Origin of the sequence: Aeromonas sp. SG16, from assembly GCF_024436135.1 — a bacterium.
Lineage (GTDB): Bacteria > Pseudomonadota > Gammaproteobacteria > Enterobacterales > Aeromonadaceae > Aeromonas > Aeromonas jandaei.
In genome coordinates this window covers 102,402-122,705 of sequence record NZ_JANFNW010000011.1, presented here as the reverse complement: position 1 = coordinate 122,705, position 20,304 = coordinate 102,402, and the positions used below count along the sequence as shown (strand labels likewise).

General features: G+C 61.4%; 20 protein-coding genes. 14 read left to right on the top strand and 6 right to left on the bottom strand.

The features are described from left to right. Positions 1 to 84 precede the first annotated feature (84 nt). From NOM67_RS19745 to NOM67_RS19700, 10 genes are all read left to right on the top strand, one after another. Positions 85 to 690, top strand: a complete 606-nt coding sequence (locus NOM67_RS19745; protein WP_042029683.1) for a TIGR04211 family SH3 domain-containing protein — start codon at positions 85 to 87, stop codon at positions 688 to 690. A gap of 329 nt (positions 691 to 1,019) precedes the next feature. Next, entirely contained in the window at positions 1,020 to 4,184 is a 3,165-nt protein-coding gene (gene putA / locus NOM67_RS19740; RefSeq protein ID WP_255939555.1) for a bifunctional proline dehydrogenase/L-glutamate gamma-semialdehyde dehydrogenase PutA, read from the top strand. 244 nt (positions 4,185 to 4,428) lie between these two features. After that, on the top strand, positions 4,429 to 5,208 hold the full coding sequence (gene nudC / locus NOM67_RS19735; protein WP_255939553.1) for an NAD(+) diphosphatase: 780 nt from the start codon (positions 4,429 to 4,431) through the stop codon (positions 5,206 to 5,208). Positions 5,209 to 5,388: 180 nt separating this feature from the next. After that, positions 5,389 to 6,456 (top strand): uroporphyrinogen decarboxylase, encoded by a 1,068-nt coding sequence (hemE, locus tag NOM67_RS19730; RefSeq protein ID WP_139441619.1) that lies wholly within the window; start codon positions 5,389 to 5,391, stop codon positions 6,454 to 6,456. Positions 6,457 to 6,568: 112 nt separating this feature from the next. After that, entirely contained in the window at positions 6,569 to 7,498 is a 930-nt protein-coding gene (locus NOM67_RS19725) for an ROK family protein (protein ID WP_255939539.1), read from the top strand. An 80-nt stretch (positions 7,499 to 7,578) separates the two neighbouring features. Then, a complete protein-coding gene (gene epd / locus NOM67_RS19720) occupies positions 7,579 to 8,589 on the top strand; it encodes an erythrose-4-phosphate dehydrogenase (protein ID WP_042029692.1) in 1,011 nt (336 codons plus the stop codon). Between the two features lie 61 nt (positions 8,590 to 8,650). Further along, the gene (locus NOM67_RS19715; protein ID WP_041210638.1) at positions 8,651 to 9,814 is read left to right on the top strand and encodes a phosphoglycerate kinase; all 1,164 of its coding nucleotides are present in this window, start codon (positions 8,651 to 8,653) and stop codon (positions 9,812 to 9,814) included. Positions 9,815 to 9,929: 115 nt separating this feature from the next. Beyond that, positions 9,930 to 11,009, top strand: coding sequence for a class II fructose-bisphosphate aldolase (gene fbaA / locus NOM67_RS19710; protein ID WP_042029694.1), 1,080 nt, complete (start codon positions 9,930 to 9,932; stop codon positions 11,007 to 11,009). Between the two features lie 158 nt (positions 11,010 to 11,167). Next, a complete protein-coding gene (locus tag NOM67_RS19705) occupies positions 11,168 to 12,472 on the top strand; it encodes an FAD-binding oxidoreductase (RefSeq protein WP_255939535.1) in 1,305 nt (434 codons plus the stop codon). A gap of 194 nt (positions 12,473 to 12,666) precedes the next feature. Continuing rightward, entirely contained in the window at positions 12,667 to 13,257 is a 591-nt protein-coding gene (locus NOM67_RS19700) for a hypothetical protein (RefSeq protein WP_255939533.1), read from the top strand. 63 nt (positions 13,258 to 13,320) lie between these two features. On the opposite strand, the gene NOM67_RS19695 is transcribed toward NOM67_RS19700, so the two are convergent. The 4 genes from NOM67_RS19695 to cutA form a co-directional block, all read right to left on the bottom strand. Beyond that, the gene (locus NOM67_RS19695) at positions 13,321 to 13,734 is read right to left on the bottom strand and encodes a hypothetical protein (RefSeq protein ID WP_042029699.1); all 414 of its coding nucleotides are present in this window, start codon (positions 13,732 to 13,734) and stop codon (positions 13,321 to 13,323) included. Positions 13,735 to 13,813: 79 nt separating this feature from the next. After that, positions 13,814 to 14,305 (bottom strand): N-acetyltransferase, encoded by a 492-nt coding sequence (locus NOM67_RS19690; RefSeq protein ID WP_255939530.1) that lies wholly within the window; start codon positions 14,303 to 14,305, stop codon positions 13,814 to 13,816. After that, on the bottom strand, positions 14,295 to 16,079 hold the full coding sequence (locus NOM67_RS19685; RefSeq protein WP_255939528.1) for a protein-disulfide reductase DsbD: 1,785 nt from the start codon (positions 16,077 to 16,079) through the stop codon (positions 14,295 to 14,297). The genes NOM67_RS19690 and NOM67_RS19685 overlap by 11 nt, the downstream gene beginning before the upstream one ends. Then, a complete protein-coding gene (cutA, locus tag NOM67_RS19680) occupies positions 16,076 to 16,393 on the bottom strand; it encodes a divalent-cation tolerance protein CutA (RefSeq protein ID WP_255939526.1) in 318 nt (105 codons plus the stop codon). Before cutA ends, NOM67_RS19685 begins: the two co-directional genes overlap by 4 nt. Positions 16,394 to 16,611: 218 nt before the next feature. On the opposite strand from cutA, the gene NOM67_RS19675 reads away from it, so the two are divergent. After that, a complete protein-coding gene (locus tag NOM67_RS19675) occupies positions 16,612 to 16,962 on the top strand; it encodes a hypothetical protein (protein WP_041210630.1) in 351 nt (116 codons plus the stop codon). A gap of 106 nt (positions 16,963 to 17,068) precedes the next feature. Here the strand turns inward: NOM67_RS19675 and NOM67_RS19670 are convergent, their stop codons facing one another. Next, the gene (locus NOM67_RS19670) at positions 17,069 to 17,518 is read right to left on the bottom strand and encodes a PACE efflux transporter (RefSeq protein WP_182926132.1); all 450 of its coding nucleotides are present in this window, start codon (positions 17,516 to 17,518) and stop codon (positions 17,069 to 17,071) included. Between the two features lie 135 nt (positions 17,519 to 17,653). On the opposite strand from NOM67_RS19670, the gene NOM67_RS19665 reads away from it, so the two are divergent. Further along, positions 17,654 to 18,535, top strand: a complete 882-nt coding sequence (locus NOM67_RS19665; protein WP_041210628.1) for a LysR family transcriptional regulator — start codon at positions 17,654 to 17,656, stop codon at positions 18,533 to 18,535. A 6-nt stretch (positions 18,536 to 18,541) separates the two neighbouring features. On the opposite strand, the gene ygfZ is transcribed toward NOM67_RS19665, so the two are convergent. Further along, entirely contained in the window at positions 18,542 to 19,450 is a 909-nt protein-coding gene (gene ygfZ / locus NOM67_RS19660; protein WP_255939522.1) for a tRNA-modifying protein YgfZ, read from the bottom strand. Between the two features lie 111 nt (positions 19,451 to 19,561). Here ygfZ and NOM67_RS19655 point away from each other — a divergent pair, with 111 nt between their 5' ends. Both NOM67_RS19655 and NOM67_RS19650 read left to right on the top strand, forming a co-directional pair. Then, entirely contained in the window at positions 19,562 to 19,831 is a 270-nt protein-coding gene (locus NOM67_RS19655; RefSeq protein WP_033112786.1) for a succinate dehydrogenase assembly factor 2, read from the top strand. A gap of 19 nt (positions 19,832 to 19,850) precedes the next feature. Further along, positions 19,851 to 20,228: a protein YgfX gene (locus NOM67_RS19650; protein WP_255939587.1), complete on the top strand. Its 378-nt coding sequence runs from the start codon at positions 19,851 to 19,853 to the stop codon at positions 20,226 to 20,228. The last annotated feature ends 76 nt before the right edge of the window (positions 20,229 to 20,304 follow it).

Sequence of the window (20,304 nt, the reverse complement as noted above, 5' to 3'; positions counted from 1 at the left end):
GCTTTTTCTTTGCTTGTCCTTTAACCTGCTGGCGGCTTAACATTCAACCTCTTGTCCAAACCTGAAAAAGAGAATCGATCAACCATGCGCGCCCTTCTCGGGATTCTTATCTGCTTGTGTGCCCAACAGGCACTGGCCGATACCCGTTATGTTTCAGACAACATCTTTACCTTTATCCACAATGGTCCGGGTACCCAGTACCGGATCCTCGGTAGCGTCAAGGCTGGTGAACCGCTGGAGGTGAAGGCGGTGAACGGCGAGGCCGGTTTCACTCAGGTGGTGGACGGTCGCGGCCGTGATGGATGGATCAAAAGCAGCGAACTGCAGAGCCAGATCAGCCTGCGCGAGCAGCTGCCGCAGGTAGAAAAGGAGCGTGACGAGCTCAAGGCCCGCCTGCAAAACCTCAACGGCGACAACGAGAAACGCTTCGCCGAGAAGGATGGTCAGATCGCTGCCCAGAGCAAGGAGATTGCCGCCCTCAAGGCCCAGCTGGCCAGCCAGGGTGAGGAGATGAACAATCTCAAAGAGCAGAATGATGCCCTGACCCAGAGCTACGACAATCAGGAGCACGACATGCAGATGGACTGGTTCATCCGTGGTGGTGCCATGGTGGGTGCCGGTATCCTGCTTGGCATCCTGTTGCCCATGCTGCCCCGCCGTCGCAGCCGTGGCGATCGCTGGATGAACTGACAGCCTCTGGCTGAATGAATTGCTGAGAAGGGTCGCCGTGGCGGCCCTTCTTTTTTTGGGCGCATTGGGGACATCCGCTATTGGACGGGATGCGTGGCTGCTTTGCGACAGGGCGGTGGCAGATCGTATACAAAATGAAGTCAGATGACCCTCATGTTTACTGGCGGGCTGGCGTCAAAAGGGAATGAATGGGGTGAATTAGCGATTTTTGTTAAAGAGTGGCAACAAATTCATTTCATATAGGGGAGGATATTGTATACATTGTCGGCGTTTCGGCGGCGTGACCGCCTTTGTCGATATCAGCCTTAGGGCGTACAGGAAGACCCCATATGTTCAAAGCTACTCAAGTGCTTGCCGCTGACTATATCCCCTCTGATCTGGCCGCCCTGCGCGAAGCCATCACCCAGAACTACGTGGTGGATGAAAATGCCTATCTGGCCGAACTGTCGGCCATGCTGCCGGGGGATGGCGCCTCGCTGGAGCAGGTAACCCAGCGTGCCCGTACTCTGGTGACCAAGGTGCGCAAGGAGAGCGGCTCCGGTGACGGTATCGACGCCTTCCTGCAGGAGTACAGCCTGGATACCCAGGAGGGGATCATCCTGATGTGTCTGGCCGAGGCGCTGCTGCGCATTCCCGATGCCGAGACCGCCGACGCCCTGATCAAGGACAAGCTCTCCGGCGCCAACTGGTCCTCCCATTTCCGCAAGAGCGACTCTACTCTGGTCAACGCCTCCACCTGGGGGCTGATGCTAACCGGCAAGATCATCAAGCTCGATAAAAAGCTCGACGGCAACCCGGCCAACCTGCTGGGACGGATGGTCAACAAGCTGGGGGAGCCGGTGGTGCGCTCCGCCATGTACGCCGCCATGAAGATCATGGGCAAGCAGTTCGTGCTGGGGCGCGACATGAAAGAGGCGCTCAAGGCGAGCCGCAAATCCCGCGAGCTGGGTTACACCCACACCTACGACATGCTGGGTGAATCGGCACTGACCATGCAGGATGCCGACAAGTATCTGACCGATTACCGCAACGCCATCGAGGCGGTGGGCAACGAGCGGATCAGCGACGGCGGCCCGGCCCCCTCCATCTCCATCAAGCTGTCGGCGCTCCATCCGCGCTATGACGTGGCCAACCGCGAGCGGGTGCTCGGCGAGATGTGCGAGCGGCTGGTGGGGTTGGTGCGTCTGGCCCGCGACAAGGATGTGGCCATCAGCATCGATGCCGAGGAGATGGACCGCCTCGAGCTGTCGCTGGACTTGTTCGAACAGCTCTACCGCTCCGACGCCAACCGTGGCTGGGGCAAGCTCGGCATGGTGGTGCAGGCTTACTCCAAGCGTGCGCTGCCGGTACTCTGCTGGCTCACCGCCCTGGCCCGCGAGCAGGGTGACCTCATTCCGGTGCGACTGGTAAAAGGCGCCTACTGGGACAGCGAACTGAAATATGCCCAGCAGGCGGGCCTGCCCGGCTACCCGCTCTTTACCCGCAAGGCGGGCACCGACATCTCCTACCTCGCCTGCGCCCGCTACCTGCTGAGCGAGCCGACCCGCGGCTTTATCGCTCCCCAGTTCGCCACCCACAACGCCAATACCGTGGTCAGCATTCTGGAGATGGCCGGTGATCGCCAGTTTGAATTCCAGCGTCTGCACGGCATGGGCGAGGAGCTGCACAACGCCGTGCTGAGCGACAATCCCGGTCTGCACTGCCGCATCTACGCGCCGGTCGGCGCCCACAAGGACTTGTTGCCCTATCTGGTGCGCCGCCTGCTGGAGAACGGGGCCAACACCTCCTTCGTTCACAAGCTGGTGGATCCCAACACCCCGGTGGACTCGCTGGCCGAGCATCCGCTGCGCACCCTCAAGCGCTACTCCGGCTTTGCCAACGACCGCATTCCGCAGCCGGTGAACCTGTTCAGCGACCGCAAGAACTCCAGCGGCGTCAACATGAACATCCTCTCCATCCAGCGCCCCTTCTTCGCCCGCTTGAAAGAGCTGGAGAGCAAGCAGTGGCTGGCGGGCCCCATCGTCGATGGCGAGACCCTCAAGCGCAGCGAGGCACGCACCGTGCTGAGCCCGCAGGATGTGAGCCTCACCGTCGGCAAGATCCACTGGGCCGACGAGCAGGCGGTGGAGCAGGCCTTGGCATCTGCCCACGCTGCCTTCCCGCGCTGGCGTGAAACCCCGGTGAGCGAGCGTGCCGCCGCGCTGGAGAAGCTGGCGGATCTGCTGGAGGCGAACCGCGAGCAGTTTGTCTCCCTCTGTACCCGCGAAGCGGGCAAGCTGCTGCAAGATGGTATCGACGAGGTGCGTGAAGCGGTCGATTTCTGCCGCTACTACGCGGTGCAGGCCCGCAGCCTGATGGGGCAGGCGACCCTGCTGCCCGGTTACACCGGCGAGCAGAACGAGCTGTTCCTGCAGGGGCGCGGTGTCTTTGTCTGCATCAGCCCGTGGAATTTCCCGCTGGCGATTTTCCTGGGGCAAGTTGCCGCTGCGCTGGCCACCGGCAACACCGTCATCGCCAAGCCTGCCGAGCAGACCGGCCTTATCGCCCATCTGGCGGTGACGCTGGCCCATCAGGCTGGTATTCCGGGCGACGTGCTGCAACTGCTGCCCGGTGACGGTGCCACCGTCGGTGCCAAGTTGACTGCGGATCCGCGCATTGGTGGCGTCTGCTTCACCGGCTCCACCGAGACGGCCAAGCTGATCAACATGACCCTGGCCCAGCGCGATGGCGCCATCCTGCCGCTCATCGCCGAGACCGGCGGCCAGAACGCCATGATCGTCGACTCCACCGCCCTGCCGGAGCAGGTGGTGCGCGACGTGGTGAGCGCCGCCTTCCAGAGCGCCGGTCAGCGCTGCTCGGCCCTGCGGGTGCTCTATCTGCAGGAGGAGATTGCCGAGCGGGTGTTGGAGATCCTCACCGGCGCCATGCAGGAGCTCAAAGTGGGCAACCCGGCCGAGCACAACACCGACGTAGGCCCGGTGATCGATGCCGATGCCAAAGCCGGTCTCGATGCCCACCTCGCCTACATGATGCCGCGCGCTCGCCTGATTGCGCAGGCGCCGATGCCCGCTGCGACCATGGAGGGACACTTCGTCCAGCCGACCGCGCTGGAGATCGGCTCCATCCGCGAGCTGGCCAAGGAGCAGTTCGGCCCCATCCTGCACGTGGTGCGCTACGCGACCCGGGATCTGGACAAGGTGATCAGCGACATCAACGGCACCGGCTACGGCCTGACGCTCGGGATCCACAGCCGCAACGAATCCCACGCTGAAGAGCTGGCGAGCCGCATCAACGTCGGCAACGTCTACATCAACCGCAACCAGATCGGCGCGATGGTCGGGGTGCAGCCGTTCGGCGGCCAGGGACTCTCCGGCACCGGCCCCAAGGCGGGTGGCCCCCACTACCTGAGCCGCTTCGTCACCGAAAAAACTCGCACCATCAATACCACTGCTGTGGGTGGCAACGCCTCTCTGCTGGCGATGGGCGATGCCTGATCGGCGCAGCGAGAGAACGATTGACAGCAGGCCGCCTTCGGGCGGCCTCTTTGTTGGTGTGCTCCTCTTGCTCGCCGTTTTGGCCCCGGTGGGGCGAAGATCGGAGGCGATTTTGTTGGGGCGGCGGGGTCGTCAGTGGCGCTTGCCAGTCGTAAGATGGGGCCCATTCGCGCTATTTTGCCCCTGCTGCAGCCTGCTGTGACCGTGGCGTTGTTTAATCTGACTTAACGAGAGTGTTTATCCGATGTCATTAACTGAACAAGCCCGCTGGTTTGTCGTGGCGGGTGACCATCAAATCCTGCTCGATGAGGCGGGTCAGGTGCCGAGCGGCGTGAAGGCGTGCCTGCCCGCAGCGTTGGCCGGTGCCCGTTTCGAGCGTTTTGATGAGTGGCAGGGGTTGCCCTGTTATCTGCTGGATCTGGGTGATGAGGCCGACACGACTATGATGGCCCCCCTGCGCCAGTTGATGGTGGCGGGGGACGAGGAGGGCTTTCGCCTCGCGGGCCGTGCCTGGCAGCTTGTTACCTTCCGCCGCACCCACCGTTTCTGCGGCGAGTGCGGCGCCCCCATGACCCCGAAGGCGGGGGAGTGGGCGCAGGTGTGCCAGCAGGGGCACAGCGTCTATCCGCGCATCTCCCCCTGCATTATCGTGGCGGTGCGCAAGGGGCCGGAGATCCTCTTGGCAGCCCATCGCCGTCACTATCAGGCGGACGATCCCATGTATACCGTGCTGGCTGGCTTTGTGGAGGCAGGAGAGAACCTCGAGCAGTGCGTGGCGCGGGAGGTGTTCGAGGAGAGCGGCATCCGGGTGCGCAATGTGCGCTATGTGGCGAGCCAGCCCTGGCCCTTCCCCCACAGCCTGATGATGGGCTTTACCGCCGACTACGAGAGCGGCGAGATCAAGGTGCAGGATGACGAACTGGTCGCCGCCGCTTTCTTTGCCGCCGACCGGCTGCCGCGCTTGCCACCCCACGGCACCATTGCCCGGCGGCTGATCGAGTTGTCACTGGCTGGCGAGGGGTAACAGCGCTTATCTTTTCGCCAACCTTTTTGCACTTCTTTTTAAAAACGGGGCGGTCAGGTTTGCGCCCCTTCACATCTTTGCAACCGATCACCCATTTGCCACGTTTTGGGCAGTCCGCTTGACTGGGCAAAGTGGTATTATGGCCGCCATTTTATGCGTGATATGAATTCAGGAACTGGGATGAAAGAGCTGAAGAACGATCGATACCTGCGCGCTTTGCTGCGTCAGGATGTAGACATGACGCCGGTATGGATGATGCGCCAGGCAGGGCGCTATCTGCCGGAATACAAGGCGACTCGCGCCCAAGCGGGGGATTTCATGTCCCTGTGCCGCAATGCCGAGCTGGCCTGTGAAGTCACCCTGCAGCCGCTGCGCCGCTACCCGCTCGATGCCGCCATCCTCTTCTCCGACATCCTGACCGTGCCCGATGCCATGGGGCTGGGTCTCTACTTCGAACACGGTGAAGGCCCGCGCTTCGAGCGCCCGATCACCTCCATGGCCGACGTGCAGGCGCTGCCCATTCCGGATCCGGAAGATGAGCTGGGCTATGTGATGAATGCGGTGCGTACCATCCGCCGCGAGCTGAAGGGCGAAGTGCCGCTCATCGGCTTCTCCGGCAGCCCCTGGACCCTGGCCACCTACATGGTGGAGGGAGGCAGCTCCAAGGCATTCACCAAGATCAAGCAGATGATGTACGCTGAGCCGCAAACCCTGCACCTGCTGCTCGACAAGCTGGCCGACAGCGTGATTGCCTACCTCAACGCCCAGATCAAGGCGGGTGCACAGGCGGTCATGGTGTTCGACACCTGGGGCGGCGTGCTCACCCCGCGCGATTACCGCGACTTCTCCCTGCAGTACATGCACAAGATTGTCGATGGTCTGATCCGCGAGCACGACGGTCGCCGCGTGCCAGTCACCCTGTTCACCAAGAACGGCGGTCAGTGGCTGGAGCAGATCGCCGCCACCGGTTGCGATGCGCTGGGTCTGGACTGGACCACCGACATTGCCGACGCCAAGCGTCGGGTCGGCGACAAGGTGGCGCTGCAGGGCAATATGGATCCCTCCATGCTCTACGCCACTCCGGCTCGCATCCGTGAAGAGGTGGCCTCCATTCTGGCCGGTTTCGGCCACGGTAATGGCCATGTATTTAACCTCGGCCACGGCATCCATCAGGATGTGAACCCGGAACATGCCGGTGTGTTCGTCAACGCGGTACACGAGCTCTCTGCCCAGTACCACGGTCGCTAAGGCCGGGGCGAGCGAAGAAGAGTTTGTTTGATATCCGGGGCCGTCAGGCCCCGTTTTACATTAAAAAATGGCGCTGCGACGACGAGAGCGTGGCGGCCGTGCAGGAGGCAAGATGAGCAGCAAGTCACTGGATTGGGGTATCGATCTTGGCGGTACCAAGTGTGAATGCGTGGTGCTGGATGGCGACGAGGTGCTGCTGCGCCACCGCATCCCCACCGAGCGGGCGGGCGGTTATGACCATATGATCGGCCAGATCGCCAAGCTGGTAGCAGAGTGCGCCGAGAAGATTGGCCAGCGTCCGACCGTCATCGGCATGGGCACGCCGGGGGCGCGGGATCCGCAAACTGGCCTGATGAAGAACTGCAATACCACCGAGCTTAACGGCAAGCCGTTCAAGGAGGATCTGGAGCGCCGGCTCGGCGTGCCGGTGCTGATTGCCAACGATGCCAACTGCTTCGCGCTGGCAGAAACCCATCTGGGTGCGGTGCGCCAGCACCATCCCGATGCGAAAGTGGTGTTCGGCATCATCATGGGCACCGGGGTCGGCTCCGGCATCGTCATCAACGGCCGCATTCTCAACGGTCATCATGGCATCGCCGGTGAGTGGGGCCACAACGTGCTCTCCCCTGATGGCCCCGAATGCTACTGCGGCAAGCGTGGCTGCGTCGAGACCCTGATCAGCGGTCCGGCGCTGGAGGCCTGGTACGAGGCGAAGGCCAAGCGCCGCCTCTCGCTCGCCCAAATCGCGGCCGCCACGGCTCACGATCATGTGGCCAAGCTCACCATCGACCGGCTGCACCTGCTGTTTGGTCAGGCGCTGGCCAATGTCGTCAATATTCTCGACCCGGATGTGATCGTCATCGGTGGTGGGGTGGGCAATGTGCAGAGCCTCTACAGCGTGGGACGGCAGACTATTTTGCCCTTCCTCTTTAATCCCCGTTTCAGTGCCCCCATTATTGCTCCAGCCCTTGGTGACAGTGCCGGGGTGTTCGGGGCGGCCCTGCTGGCCCGAGGTGAATTCAAGGAGGCCCTGCTGTCGTGAGCCGGGCCCGGGCAGCCGGTCGGCTGCTCTTTTCTCTAGCCCATGCGCTAGCAAATCTGTGGTAAGGAACTGGCTGCCAGATGATCAAGATTGCCATCAACGGTTACGGACGGATCGGCCGCAATGTACTGCGAGCCCTCTACGAGAGCGGGCGCGACAAGACCATCAAGATCGTCGCCATCAACGAGCTGGCGGCTCCCGAAGCCATGGTGCACCTGACCCGCTTCGATACCAGCCACGGCCGTTTTCACTATCCGGTGCAGCTGGCGGGCAACAGCATGCTGGTGGGGGAGGATCTCATCTCCCTGTTTGCCGAGCGGGATCCGTCGAACTTGCCGTGGCGGGCGCTGGGGGTGGATGTGGTGCTGGACTGCACCGGGGTATTCGGCTCGCGGGCCGATGCCGAGCTGCATCTGGCGGCGGGGGCGGGCAAGGTATTGTTCTCTCATCCGGCTGAAGCGGATGTGGACGCAACCATCGTCTACGGGGTCAATCATCAGGTGCTGACGGGTCGCGAGCGGATCGTCTCCAACGCCTCCTGTACCACCAACTGCGTGGTGCCGGTGATTGAAACATTGCATCGAGAATTCGAGATAAATTGTGGTACTATTACGACAATTCATTCGGCCATGCATGATCAGCAAGTCATCGATGCCTACCACAGTGACTTGCGCCGAACCCGTGCTGCCAGTCAGTCCATCATTCCGGTGGATACCAAGCTGGCAAAGGGGCTGGAGCGCATCCTGCCCCACTTCGCCGGCAAGTTCGAGGCGATCGCGGTGCGGGTGCCGACCATCAATGTAACAGCGATGGATCTGAGTATTACTGTTCGTAAAAAAGTGACAGTTAGTGACGTAAATCAAGCCCTGCAACGGGCATCCAGAGGTACATTACACGGTATTCTGGATTACACGGAAGAACCGCTGGTCTCCGTAGACTTCAATCATGATGCGCACTCATGCATCATTGATGGTACCCAGACCCGAGTGAGCGATGCCAACCTCGTCAAGATGTTGATGTGGTGCGATAACGAATGGGGCTTCGCAAACCGGATGCTGGATACCACCCGGGCCATGATGGTTGCAGGCTGAGCCTGCCCCGGGCGAAAGGTTACTGTTTTTAACATTACCTGGAAAATATAGAGGACTGAATATGTCTGTTATCAAGATGACTGACCTGGATCTGGCGGGCAAACGCGTTCTGATCCGTGCTGACCTGAACGTGCCGGTAAAAGACGGCAAGGTCACCTCCGATGCACGTATCGTCGCTACCCTGCCGACCATCAAGCTGGCTCTGGAAAAGGGCGCCAAGCTGATGATCACCTCCCACCTGGGTCGTCCGACCGAAGGCGAGTACAACGAAGAGTTCTCTCTGCTGCCGGTTGTCAACTATCTGAAAGACGCTCTGTCCTGCCCGGTTCGCCTGGCCAAGGATTACCTGGATGGCGTAGAAGTCGCTGCCGGTGAGCTGGTTGTGCTGGAAAACTGCCGTTTCAACAAAGGCGAGAAGAAGAACACCGAAGAGCTGGCCAAAAAATACGCCGCCCTGTGTGACGTCTTTGTAATGGACGCGTTCGGTACTGCTCACCGCGCCGAAGGCTCCACCTACGGTGTGGCTCAGTTCGCTCCGGTCGCTTGTGCCGGCCCGCTGCTGGCTGGTGAACTGGAAGCGCTGGGCAAAGCCATGCTGAAGCCCGAGCGCCCGATGGTTGCCATCGTTGGCGGCTCCAAGGTCTCCACCAAGCTGACCGTTCTGGAATCCCTCTCCAAAATCGCTGACCAGCTGGTTGTCGGTGGTGGCATCGCCAACACCTTCATCGCTGCTGCCGGTCACAACGTCGGCAAGTCCCTGTGCGAGCACGACCTGATCGATACCGCCAAGAAACTGGCTGCCGAGACCAACATTCCTGTGACCACCGACGTGGTTGTAGGCGCCGAGTTCTCCGAGTCCACTCCGGCCACCATCAAGTCTGTTAACGATGTGACCGACGGCGACATGATCTTCGACATCGGCCCGGATTCTGCCAAGGCTCTGGCTGACATCATCATGAACGCCAAGACCATCCTGTGGAACGGCCCGGTTGGTGTGTTCGAGTTCGACCAGTTCGCTGAAGGCACCAAGGTTATCGCTGAAGCCATCGCTGCTTCTCCGGCCTTCTCCATCGCTGGCGGTGGTGACACCCTGGCTGCCATCGACAAGTTCGGCATCGCTGACAAAGTCTCCTACATCTCCACTGGCGGCGGCGCCTTCCTGGAGTTCGTAGAAGGCAAGGTTCTGCCGGCTGTTGAGATTCTGGAACAGCGCGCCAAAGCCTAATTGACCCGGAACGGGGGGCAAAAGCCTCCCGTTTCGTTTATCATGTGCCCGCTGTGCCGGTTCATGATGAACCCCCCATTTTTTATTAACGGCATACGAGACAGGACGATTAAACATGTCTAAGAAAATTTTCGACTTCGTAAAACCCGGCGTGATCACTGGTGATGACGTTCAGAAAGTGTTCGCCATCGCTAAAGAGAACGGCTTCGCTCTGCCGGCCGTAAACTGCGTTGGTACCGACTCCGTGAACGCCGTACTGGAAGCTGCCGCCAAGGTTAAAGCGCCGGTTATCGTTCAGTTCTCCAACGGTGGTGCCGTGTTCACCGCCGGTAAGGGTCTGAAGCTGGAAGGTCAGAAAGCTGCCATCCTGGGTGCCATCTCCGGTGCCAAGCACGTTCACGCTGTTGCCGAAGCTTACGGCGTGCCGGTAATCCTGCACACCGACCACGCTGCCAAGAAGCTGCTGCCGTGGATCGACGGTCTGCTGGAAGCGGGCGAGAAGCACTTTGCTGAAACCGGCAAGCCTCTGTTCTCCTCCCACATGCTGGATCTGTCCGAAGAGTCTCTGGAAGAGAACATCGACATCTGCTGCGAGTACCTGACCCGCATGGCCAAGATGAACATGACTCTGGAGCTGGAACTGGGTTGCACCGGTGGCGAAGAAGACGGCGTCGACAACAGCCACATGGATCAGTCCGCTCTGTACACCCAGCCGGAAGATGTTGCTTACGCTTACGAGCGTCTGTCCAAGATCAGCCCGCGTTTCACCATCGCTGCCTCCTTCGGCAACGTACACGGTGTATACAAGCCGGGTAACGTCAAACTGACCCCGTCCATCCTGGACGCTTCCCAGAAGTACGTTTCCGAGAAGTTCGGCATCCCTGCCAAGTCTCTGGACTTCGTATTCCACGGTGGTTCAGGTTCCACTCTGGAAGAGATCCGCGAGTCCATCTCCTACGGCGTAGTGAAGATGAACATCGACACCGACACCCAGTGGGCTACCTGGGAAGGTCTGCTGCACTTCTACAAGAAGAACGAAGCTTACCTGCAAGGTCAGCTGGGCAACCCGGAAGGTGCCGACAAGCCGAACAAGAAGTACTACGACCCGCGCGTATGGCTGCGTGAAGGTCAGACTTCCATGATCAAGCGTCTGGAACAGGCTTTCTCCGACCTGAACGCCATCGACGTACTGTAATTCGTTACAGCACCTTGATTGCATGAAAAGGCGCCCTTCGGGGCGCCTTTTGCATTTCTGTGATCCGTGGTAGCTGGTTTGCCGTGCCGTAGCTGGGTATTATCGAAACAAGTTTGCTTATTTTATTAAACAATTTGCAACAAGGCAGGATGCTGAACATGCAGGCAGGAAAGCACATCGGATATCAGGAGCACGCGGCCTCCTACTACGCCGCGACCCGCAACGATCCGCAGCAGTGGCCGGAACTCGAGGCCGAGCTGAAAGCGGATGTCAGCATCATCGGTGGCGGTTTTACCGGTCTCAACACCGCCATCAACCTGGCTGATGCAGGCTACAAGGTGGTGCTGTTGGAGGCCAACCGCATCGGCTGGGGCGCCTCCGGGCGCAACGGCGGCCAGCTTATTCGCGGTATCGGCCACGATACCAGCCAGTTCGCCCGCTGGATTGGTGAGGAAGGGGTACGCGAGCTCGACCTGATGGGGCTGGAGGCGGTGCAGCTGGTACGCGAGCGGGTTGAGCGTTTCAATATCGAGTGTGACCTCACCTGGGGTTACTGCGATCTGGCCACCCGTCAGCGTCATCTGGCCGGCTTCGAGGAGGATCTCGACCATCTGGCGAGCCTGGGCTATGAGCATGAACTCAAACTGGTGCCGCGGGAAGATATCCATACCGTGGTGGGGTCGGATCGCTATATCGGCGGCCTCATCGACATGGGCTCCGGCCATCTCCATCCCCTCAATCTGGCGCTCGGCGAGGCGCGCGCCGCAGCCAGCCTCGGGGTTTCCCTGTTTGAACACTCCAGAGTGACCCATATCGATTACGGCAAGCAGGTTGAAGTGACCACCGCCCACGGCCGGGTCACTGCCGACTATCTGGTGATCGGCTGCAACGCCTACCTCAACGACCTCAATCCGGAGCTGGGAGGGCGGGTGCTGCCGGCCGGTTCTTACATCCTCGCCACCGAGGTGCTGGATCGCCGCTTGCGCCAGCGCTTGCTGCCGCAAAACATGGCGGTGTGCGATCAGAACGTGGCGCTCGACTACTACCGCCTCTCCGCCGACGGTCGTCTGCTGTTCGGCGGGGCCTGCAACTACTCGGGAAGGGATCCCCGCGATATCAAGGCCTTCATGCTGCCCAAGATGCTGCGGGTCTTCCCCGAGCTGGCTGGCACCGCCATCGAGTTTCAGTGGGGCGGGATGATCGGGATTGGCGCCAACCGGCTGCCGCAGATTGGCCGCTTGAAGGCTCACCCCAACGTGCTCTATGCCCAGGCCTACTCGGGGCACGGCCTCAATGCCACCCACATGGCGGGCAAGCTGGTAGCCGAGGCGATCCGCGGTGAGAGCCGGGGTTTCGATCTCTTCGCCAGCGTGCCCCATATCACCTTCCCGGGTGGCCCGGCGCTGCGCTCTCCGCTGCTGGCGTTGGGGATGCTGTGGCACCGTTTCAAGGATATCTTCTGATCCACTGGCGGGGCACTGTACCCCGCCAGCCCTTGTTTATAGCGGCACTGCACTAGCGCACAGCCTGATAGACCAAAAAATACGTTAGCGCCAATCCCTTCCGGTTGGCGCTATCTTTTAGGTGTGAGAGTGATGCCGGGTCAGGTGAACACGAGCGGGTTAGCTGGCCGAAAAAGATGTGAAGGAGGGCCGAGATGGAGATGAATGTGGTCGCGTCAGGCGGGCCCAGCCCGCTGGTGCAACGGCAGGGATCTTCTACCGCGCAGCCATTGGCGAGGACGACGCTGTCGTCATCAGCTGGCAGTGACAGCCGGATGGTGCGCGACCTTGGCTCTGTGCTCGATAATCTCGGACTGTCGTCGAAAGGAGAAGTGGGCGGCGGCAGCCATATGTCAATCAAGGACTCGCTGGAGGCGTTCATCAATACCATGATGGGAGCCCTGCAACAGCAGCAGGAGCAACAGCTGGCGTTGCAGCAACAACAGCGGCAAGAACAGGAACAACGAAAGATTGCGCTCGCCGACAGCAGCGAGAGCCCGCTGAAACGGGATCTGGCGCGTCTGCTGGAGACGCTGGATCAACCAGGCGGGAAGGACAAAGAGAGCAGCCAAGGGGGGCAGAACGACGCGATTGACCCCTTGCAGAGCCAGCTGACCAAGCTGCTGGAGAGCAGCGGTGCGGCAGATAGCGGGATCACCCTCAAGGATGTGCTGTCGGGGTTGGCCAGCAAGCTGCCGGGTGAACCCGCAGACCAAAAAGGGTATCGGGTCGATACCCAGGTCTGAGCTGGTCAACAACGGCAGAGCTGCCGTTGCCGAGTTTGCAGAGAGTAAGGGGCGGGGAGCCTTTTATTGCGCCGGTTCAGCCAGTCGCCAGCCCTGTTCGCCCTTCATCATCCACACCTCCGCCTCTTGCGGCAGCACCTGACCCGCTTCGAACTCGCCATATTTGCGCTCGAGCTCCATCAGTCCCATCTCCTGCTGGAAGGGGCCGACACGGTCATAAATCAGGTCTTCATCGTGCAGCACCTGCAGCTGATCCAGTCCCTGCTTGAAGTGGAGCTGATAGCTCACCTTGACCAGATAGACTCCCTCCATCCGCTCCTCCTTGCCGAGGATGGTGAAATCGCTGATATCGAACAGGTTGGCATCCGTTTCGGCCAGCAACTTGGCGGTAACCTGCTGGCGGATAACATCTTCTCCGGGCCCTGCACTACAACCAAACAGCCAGAGGGCCAGCAGGGGGATGAACCACTTTTTCATCAAAACTCCGAACAGGTGCAAAAAGAGCAAAACGGGAGGGCAGATTGTGCCACGCGAACGGGCGGTGGCAAACCTCGGCTCACGGTTCCAGTGCGCGTTCCAGCACGATGGCCTCGGCCCGATAGCCGGCCAGCTCGCGACGATAGCACTCGGTGAACCCTCTGCGCTGCCAAAAAGAGAGTGCGGATTCATTGCTGGCAATGACCGACAGGCGAAGCCGGGTGGCTCCCCATGAGCGCGCCAGCGAGCAGGCGTGGCGATAGAGCGCCTGACCACGACCAGCACCTTGCCAGGGTTCCCCTACCAGCAACAGCCCCAGATAGGCGGTGGTCGGGTCGGGATAGCCGCGCAGCAGATCCACCACCGCGGTCCGCTCCCCCTCTTCCCAGCGACCGATGAGATGCTTGGCAGAGAGCGGCAGGCCGGGTGGGCAGGCTACAAGCTCCTCTTCTGCAGCATCCGGGGAGAGGGGCGCATCGCTCACCGCCGCCTGATAGGCTGGGGCCAGTTCCAGCAGACGCTGCAAGGCAGGTGCATCGCTTGGCTGCAGTCGGCGCAGCTCACTTGGCATGGCTGACCCTGTCGAGGTGAGCGAGGAACTCCGCCGGTCCCATAAAGCCGGTGACCCGCTGGCCTGTCAGCTCCTTGCCCTCACGGTCGAAGAAGATGAGGGTCGGCAGCCCCAGCACATTGAGGGTGTTGAGCAGCTCGACATCGGCATCGTCGTTGGCGGTGACATCCGCCTGCAGCAGCACCATCTGGCCGAAACGCTCGCGTACTGCCGGGTCGCTGAAGGTCTTGTGTTCGAACTCCTTGCAGGCGACGCACCAGTCGGCGTAGAGGTCGAGCAGCACCGGCTTGCCGCTGGCGGCAGCCAGCTGCACCTTGAGGTCAGCCAGGGTCTTGATGCGGACAAACTGCGGGGCACTCTGGTTGGTGCCCGTCGTGACCGTGCCGGTAGCGGGCGGTTGCAGCAGATCCTTGCCCACCACCACGGCGCTGATCATCGCCAGCAGCAGCACGAAGCCGCGCAGGCTCTTGGCCACTGAGTGGGGCTGGTGCTGGTTGTGGTGATAGAGATAGCCGCACAGCAGCAGTCCCCAGCCAAGCCAGGCCAGGGTGGTGATCTGATCGCTCCAGAGCCTTGAGAGCAGCAGGATCGGTACCGCCAGCAACGCGAAGCCAAACAACTGCTTGATCACATCCATCCAGGCGCCCGCTTTGGGCAGCAGCTTGCCGCCCGAGGTGCCGAGCAGCAGCAGCGGCAGTCCCATCCCGAGCGAGAGGGCATAGAGCGCCGCAGCGCCGAGCCAGAGATCGCCGCTCTGGGCCACATAGATCAGCGCTCCCGAAAGCGGGGCCGTGGTGCAGGGGGAGCAGACCAGCCCGGAGATCATTCCCATGATGGCGACCCCGGCCACCGAGCCGCCCTGCTGGCGGTTGGAGAGGCCAGAAAGCCGGGTTTGCAAACTGCTCGGCAGCTGCAGGGTGTAGAGCCCGAACATGGAGAGGGCCAGCAGCACGAACATCAGCGAGAGGCCGATCAGCACATAGGGGTGTTGCAGCGCGGCCTGGAACTTCAGCCCTGCCGAGGCGACCACCAGTCCGAGCAGGGTGTAGGTCACTGCCATCCCCTGCACATAGACCATGGAGAGCAGGAAGGCGCGGCCGGTGGAGAGGCGATGGCCGGCACCGGCGATGATGCCGGTCAGAATGGGGTACATGGGGAAGACGCACGGGGTAAAGGCGAGCCCCAGCCCCAGTGCGAAGAAGGCGGCGACACTGAGCCAGAAGCCCTGGCTGCCGAGGGCGGCGGCCAGCTGATCCTGCTGACTGAGTGACGGGTTGGCCGCCTGCGGGTTATCCGTGCCAGACGCGGCGAGCGGGGCAACCTCGATCAGCTTGTCGGTCGGCGGGTAGCAGAGACCATCGGTACAGCCCTGATAGGTGAGGCGCAGGGTAGCGTGCTCCCCCACCTCTCGCAGCGGCACGGCTATGGTCACCTGTTGGTAGTAGACCCGGGTCTTACCGAAGAAGTCATCCTCATGCTCGCTCCCCTCCGGCAGCGCCGGGTCGCTGAAGGTGAGGTTGGTTCCCTTGAAGCGCAGGCTGTGGCGATAGAGGTAGTAGTCGTCAGCGATGTTGAGGGTCAGCAGCAGCTGATCACCCCGCTGTTCGCTCTCGAGGCGAAACGCCTCATCCACCTTGAGGAACGTCGGTTTGGCGTTCGCCGCAAGGCCGAGGGAGCCGAGAATATCGGTGCCGCTGGCCCGGGCTGGCGCGAGTCCGGCCGTGGCCAGCGTCAGCAGCACCAGCAGGAGGGGGAACAGGCGACTGCGCATCATGGCGTCTCCTCCTTGAGCCAGTCGAGGTAGGCGGGCAGGCCGGCGCTCACCGGCAGCGCCAGCAGCTCGGGCACCTCATAGGGGTGATGGGCCAGAATGCACGCCTGCAGTTCGGCAAAGAGCGGCTGGCGGGATTTGATGACGAGCTGGATCTCGGTCGTCCGCTCCACCTTGCCCTGCCAGCGGTAGACGGAGGTGACCCCCGGCAGCTGATTGATGCAGGCGGCCAGCTGGCGGTTCAGCAGCTGTTCGCAGAGGAGGTCAGCACTGGTTTGGTCGGGGCAGGTGCAGAGCACCACAATGGCATCGGTCATAACGGAGAAGTTCGCCTCGATGAATAAGCTGGCGGGACACCCTTTTGCTGCAGAAATATCCCGAAAATCAGCGGCTACTATACCCCAGAGCCGGAGCAAATAGCATCTGGCGCCATTTGTGAGCGAGCGCCGAAAATTAGTGGGGGGCATGAGATAGACGCTGTCTCGGGGACAGGGCAGAATGAGCGGGATTGTTCCCTATCGACGTAAGGAAATGTATGACCCAACAGAATGAGCAGCAGAGAAACCGCATGTTGAGCCTGCTGCGCGAAGGTGAGCGCCGCATGTTGGTTCAATTGGCCGGGCTGCTGCGCACGACCGCCGATGAAATCAATGCCGAGCTGGAGAAAGAGGAGTTGATGGGAACCCTTGAGCAGCCCATCACGGTGGAGTATCTCAACGGCGTGGTGCAGCACCATCTGTTCGAGCGCAAGCACAAGGGTGACATGGCAGTGGCCCAGCAGATCCTGAGCGACTACCAGAACGAACTGGAAGCCCTGCAGGCCGCCCAGGCCCAACAGGAGAGCGAAGAGGCCGAGAGCAGCGAAGCCGCCAAGGCTCAGGCCTGATCCCCTGCCGCTGACCGCCCGGTCAGCGCGTCCCGACCTCCTCTCCGGCACCATCATTACGTTTCATGATGGTGCCCTGTTTTTACCGTTTGTTGCCGGTCTCTCTTCAACCCAGTGCATTCTGCTGCAGGTGCGGCATCGACTCGCCCGGGATCGGGAATACCTTGTCGTAAACCCAGTTGTAGACGAAGGCGTAGACCAGATAGAAGGCAACGAAGCCCAGATCCAGCACCAGTGCTTCCAGCATGCTGACATTGAGCCACCAGGCCATGGCCGGCAGGGCCACGGTCAGGAGACCCCCTTCGAAGCCGATGGCGTGCACCACCCGCTGCCAGACATTCTTGTAGGTGTGTCCCTGATATTTGAGCAGCAGCTTGTCGACCCCGATGTTGTAGATGTAGTTCCAGAGGGTCGCCATCACCGAGAAGAAGAGCGCCAGCGGCCCCATGTGGCTGAGGTGAATGCCGGTCGCCCAGCTGGCCAGCGGGGCGGCAATGAACAGGCCAATCACTTCAAAGCCGATGGCTTGGCGGATGCGGTCGTTACGGGTACGCATAAATCACTCTCTTGAACAGTCACGTTGAAAACATGGGGGCAATCTATCGCTAAATTGCGATGGTTTCACGTTGGTATCTATCGCTAAAATAGATAGATGACAGGCCTGTCGGGGGCTAAAAAGAGGAGCCGAAGGGTGAATCCATCGCTGGAACAACTGAAAATCTTGCTGGCCGCTGCCGAGAGCGGATCCTTCTCCGCCGCTGCCCGCAAGCTGGGCAAGGCGCAGTCGGTGGTAAGCAGCGCCATCTCGAATCTGGAGATCGATCTGGGGCTGACCCTGTTTGACCGCAGCGGTCGCTATCCGCAATTGACGGAAGCGGGGGCGCGCATGGTGCAGGAAGCGGGGATCCTGCTGGCCCAGAGTGAGCGGTTGCAATCCATTGCCGGCGAACTGGCGGCAGGTGTGGAGACGCGCCTGACCCTGGCCATCGACGATGACTCTCACCTCCCCTGGCTCGGCACCCTGCTGGAGGAGTTTGCCACCCGCTACCCCACGGTGGAGCTGGAGCTGCTCTTCCCGCTGATGGAGGATGTGACCGAGATGCTGGTGACTGGCCGGGCCCAGCTCGGCATCAGCTACCAGAAGGTGCATCCCCAGCGGGAGATCGTCGCCCGTTCGCTGGGGGAGGTGACCATGCCGCTGGTGGTGTCGCCGGATCATCCATTGGCGCGCAAGCAGCCACTGCGGGAGGTCGACTTGCAGGGGGCACGTCAGCTGATGGTCACCGGACGACGGGAAGGGAGCGAGCGCCAGCGCTTTCGCATCTCGGCTCAGGTGTGGTGGGTCGAGGGGGATCTCGGGGTGCTGGAGCTGGTCAAGCGGGGCCTTGGCTGGTCCGCGATTCCGGAATTTCTACTGCATCAGCCGCTGAAGCGGGGCGAGGTGGTGGTGCTGGAGCCCGACTTTATCGCCAGCCATGCGCTGGCGCTGGAGCTGCAGTGGCATCGCGCCCGCCCGCTGGGGCAGGCGGGGCGCTGGCTGAAGGAGGCACTGCTGGCGCGGGTGCCTCGCTAGCCGACCTTACTCGGTCAGTTCGTAGGGGAGGGGTTGCAGGGTGAGTTGGGAGCTCTCCTCCTGCTTGAGGCGAAAACGGGCGTCAGCCTCGGTATCTTTCGGCAGTACGGCGGTGAGCCATACCTGACCCTGATGTTGCCAGGCGTTGAGCACCATGCCGCTGCGACGCCAGTTGTCACCGAGCTGGATCTCCAGGGTGTCGCCCGCATTGACCGGCTCACTGGCACTGCCCGCCAGCAGGAACAGGGCGCGGTTGTTGGCGCCGCGATATTTGGCGCGAGCCACCGTCTCCTGCCCCATGTAGCAGCCTTTGTTGAAGCAGATGCCGTCGAGCGCCTGCAGGTTGAGCATCTGCGGGATGAACTCGCCCTGATGCACCGCCTCCATGTGCGGCAGGCCGGCCTTGATCTCGAGACCCCACCAGAGGGATTCGTCACCCGCCGGCAGCGCATCGGCTTGCTCACTGCTCACCAGCAGCCAGCGATCCTGTTCGATCTTCACCGCCATGCCGCCAGCGACCAAACCGCTCTGCTCCAGACCAAACTGCGCAGCGACCCACGCATCGGTACCCTTGCCAGCCAGGCCGGTGGCGTGGCGTTCGTCGGCGGCAATCTCCACCTTGGAGAAGACGGCAAATTTTTTCAGCTCCGGCAGCTGGCGCTCCAGCACCGAAGGGGTAGTCAGCAGCAGCAGGCTCTCTTCAAGGCAGAGCAGGCGAAAATCGCTCCACAGCTTGCCCTTGGGATCACAGTGACCACCCAGCGTGCTCTGCCCCGGTTGCAGGGCGTTGACGTCGCAGGTGACCTGACCTTGCAGATATTTGACGCGATCCTGACCACTCAGTCGGGTGATGGCTATCTTGGTCAGGGCGAAGCGGGTCGGCTCGGCAGGAAAAACAGGGGGTTGCAGGCTCACGATGGTATTCCAGAGAGAAAGTATGTGACCTGCATGGTAAAGACGTAACTAATGTTTGTCAGCCGGAAAATCCAGCTGGTACCATCCCCGGGTCTTTGTAAGGAGAGTTCCATGTTGAGCCCAGTTGAAAAATCCCGCCTGAAGTGGGCCTGCCGTCGTGGCATGCTCGAGCTGGATGTTGTTTTTATGCCCTTTTTCGAACACGAGTTCGACTCCCTGAGCGAAGCCGATCAGCAGACCTTTATCCGCCTGCTGGAGAGCGATGATCCGGATCTGTTCCGCTGGACCATGGGGCACGCTGTGCCGGCCGATCCCGCCTTCAGTGCCATGATCAAGATGATCCTGGAGCGCAATCAGGCCCGTCACGACCGTCAGGCCTGATGCCGTGGAGCGGGTGATCATCCCTGTTCACCCCTCCCGCCATCAGCGCTACTGGCTGGTGACCCTCTCTCTGTTGCTGCTCTGGCCGGTCAGCGCTCTTGTTACCGGCTGGCAGTGGGCGCTGTTTGTTCCCGTCTGGTTGCTGGCGTTTGCCCTGAGCTGGCGGGCGTTGCCTCGCATCCCGTTCGAGCTGGAGTGGGATGGCCAGTGGCTGCGCTGGCAGAGCATATCCTATCGGCTCGGCAACAAGAGCCGCATTCTACCCGGCGTGTTGCGCCTTGAGCTGCATCCGGAGCAGGGGCGCCCTTGCATGCTCTGGCTTTTCGCCGATGCTCTCGCTCCCGATCACTACCGCCTGCTGGCCCGGGCAATCAACTTTCCCGCCGACCGGCGCTGAACGATCTCACATCTTCCCGAGTTACCTCTTTGCAGGAGCAAGGAACTGAGCCGCGCTTTGTCCGGATTGCCCTAAA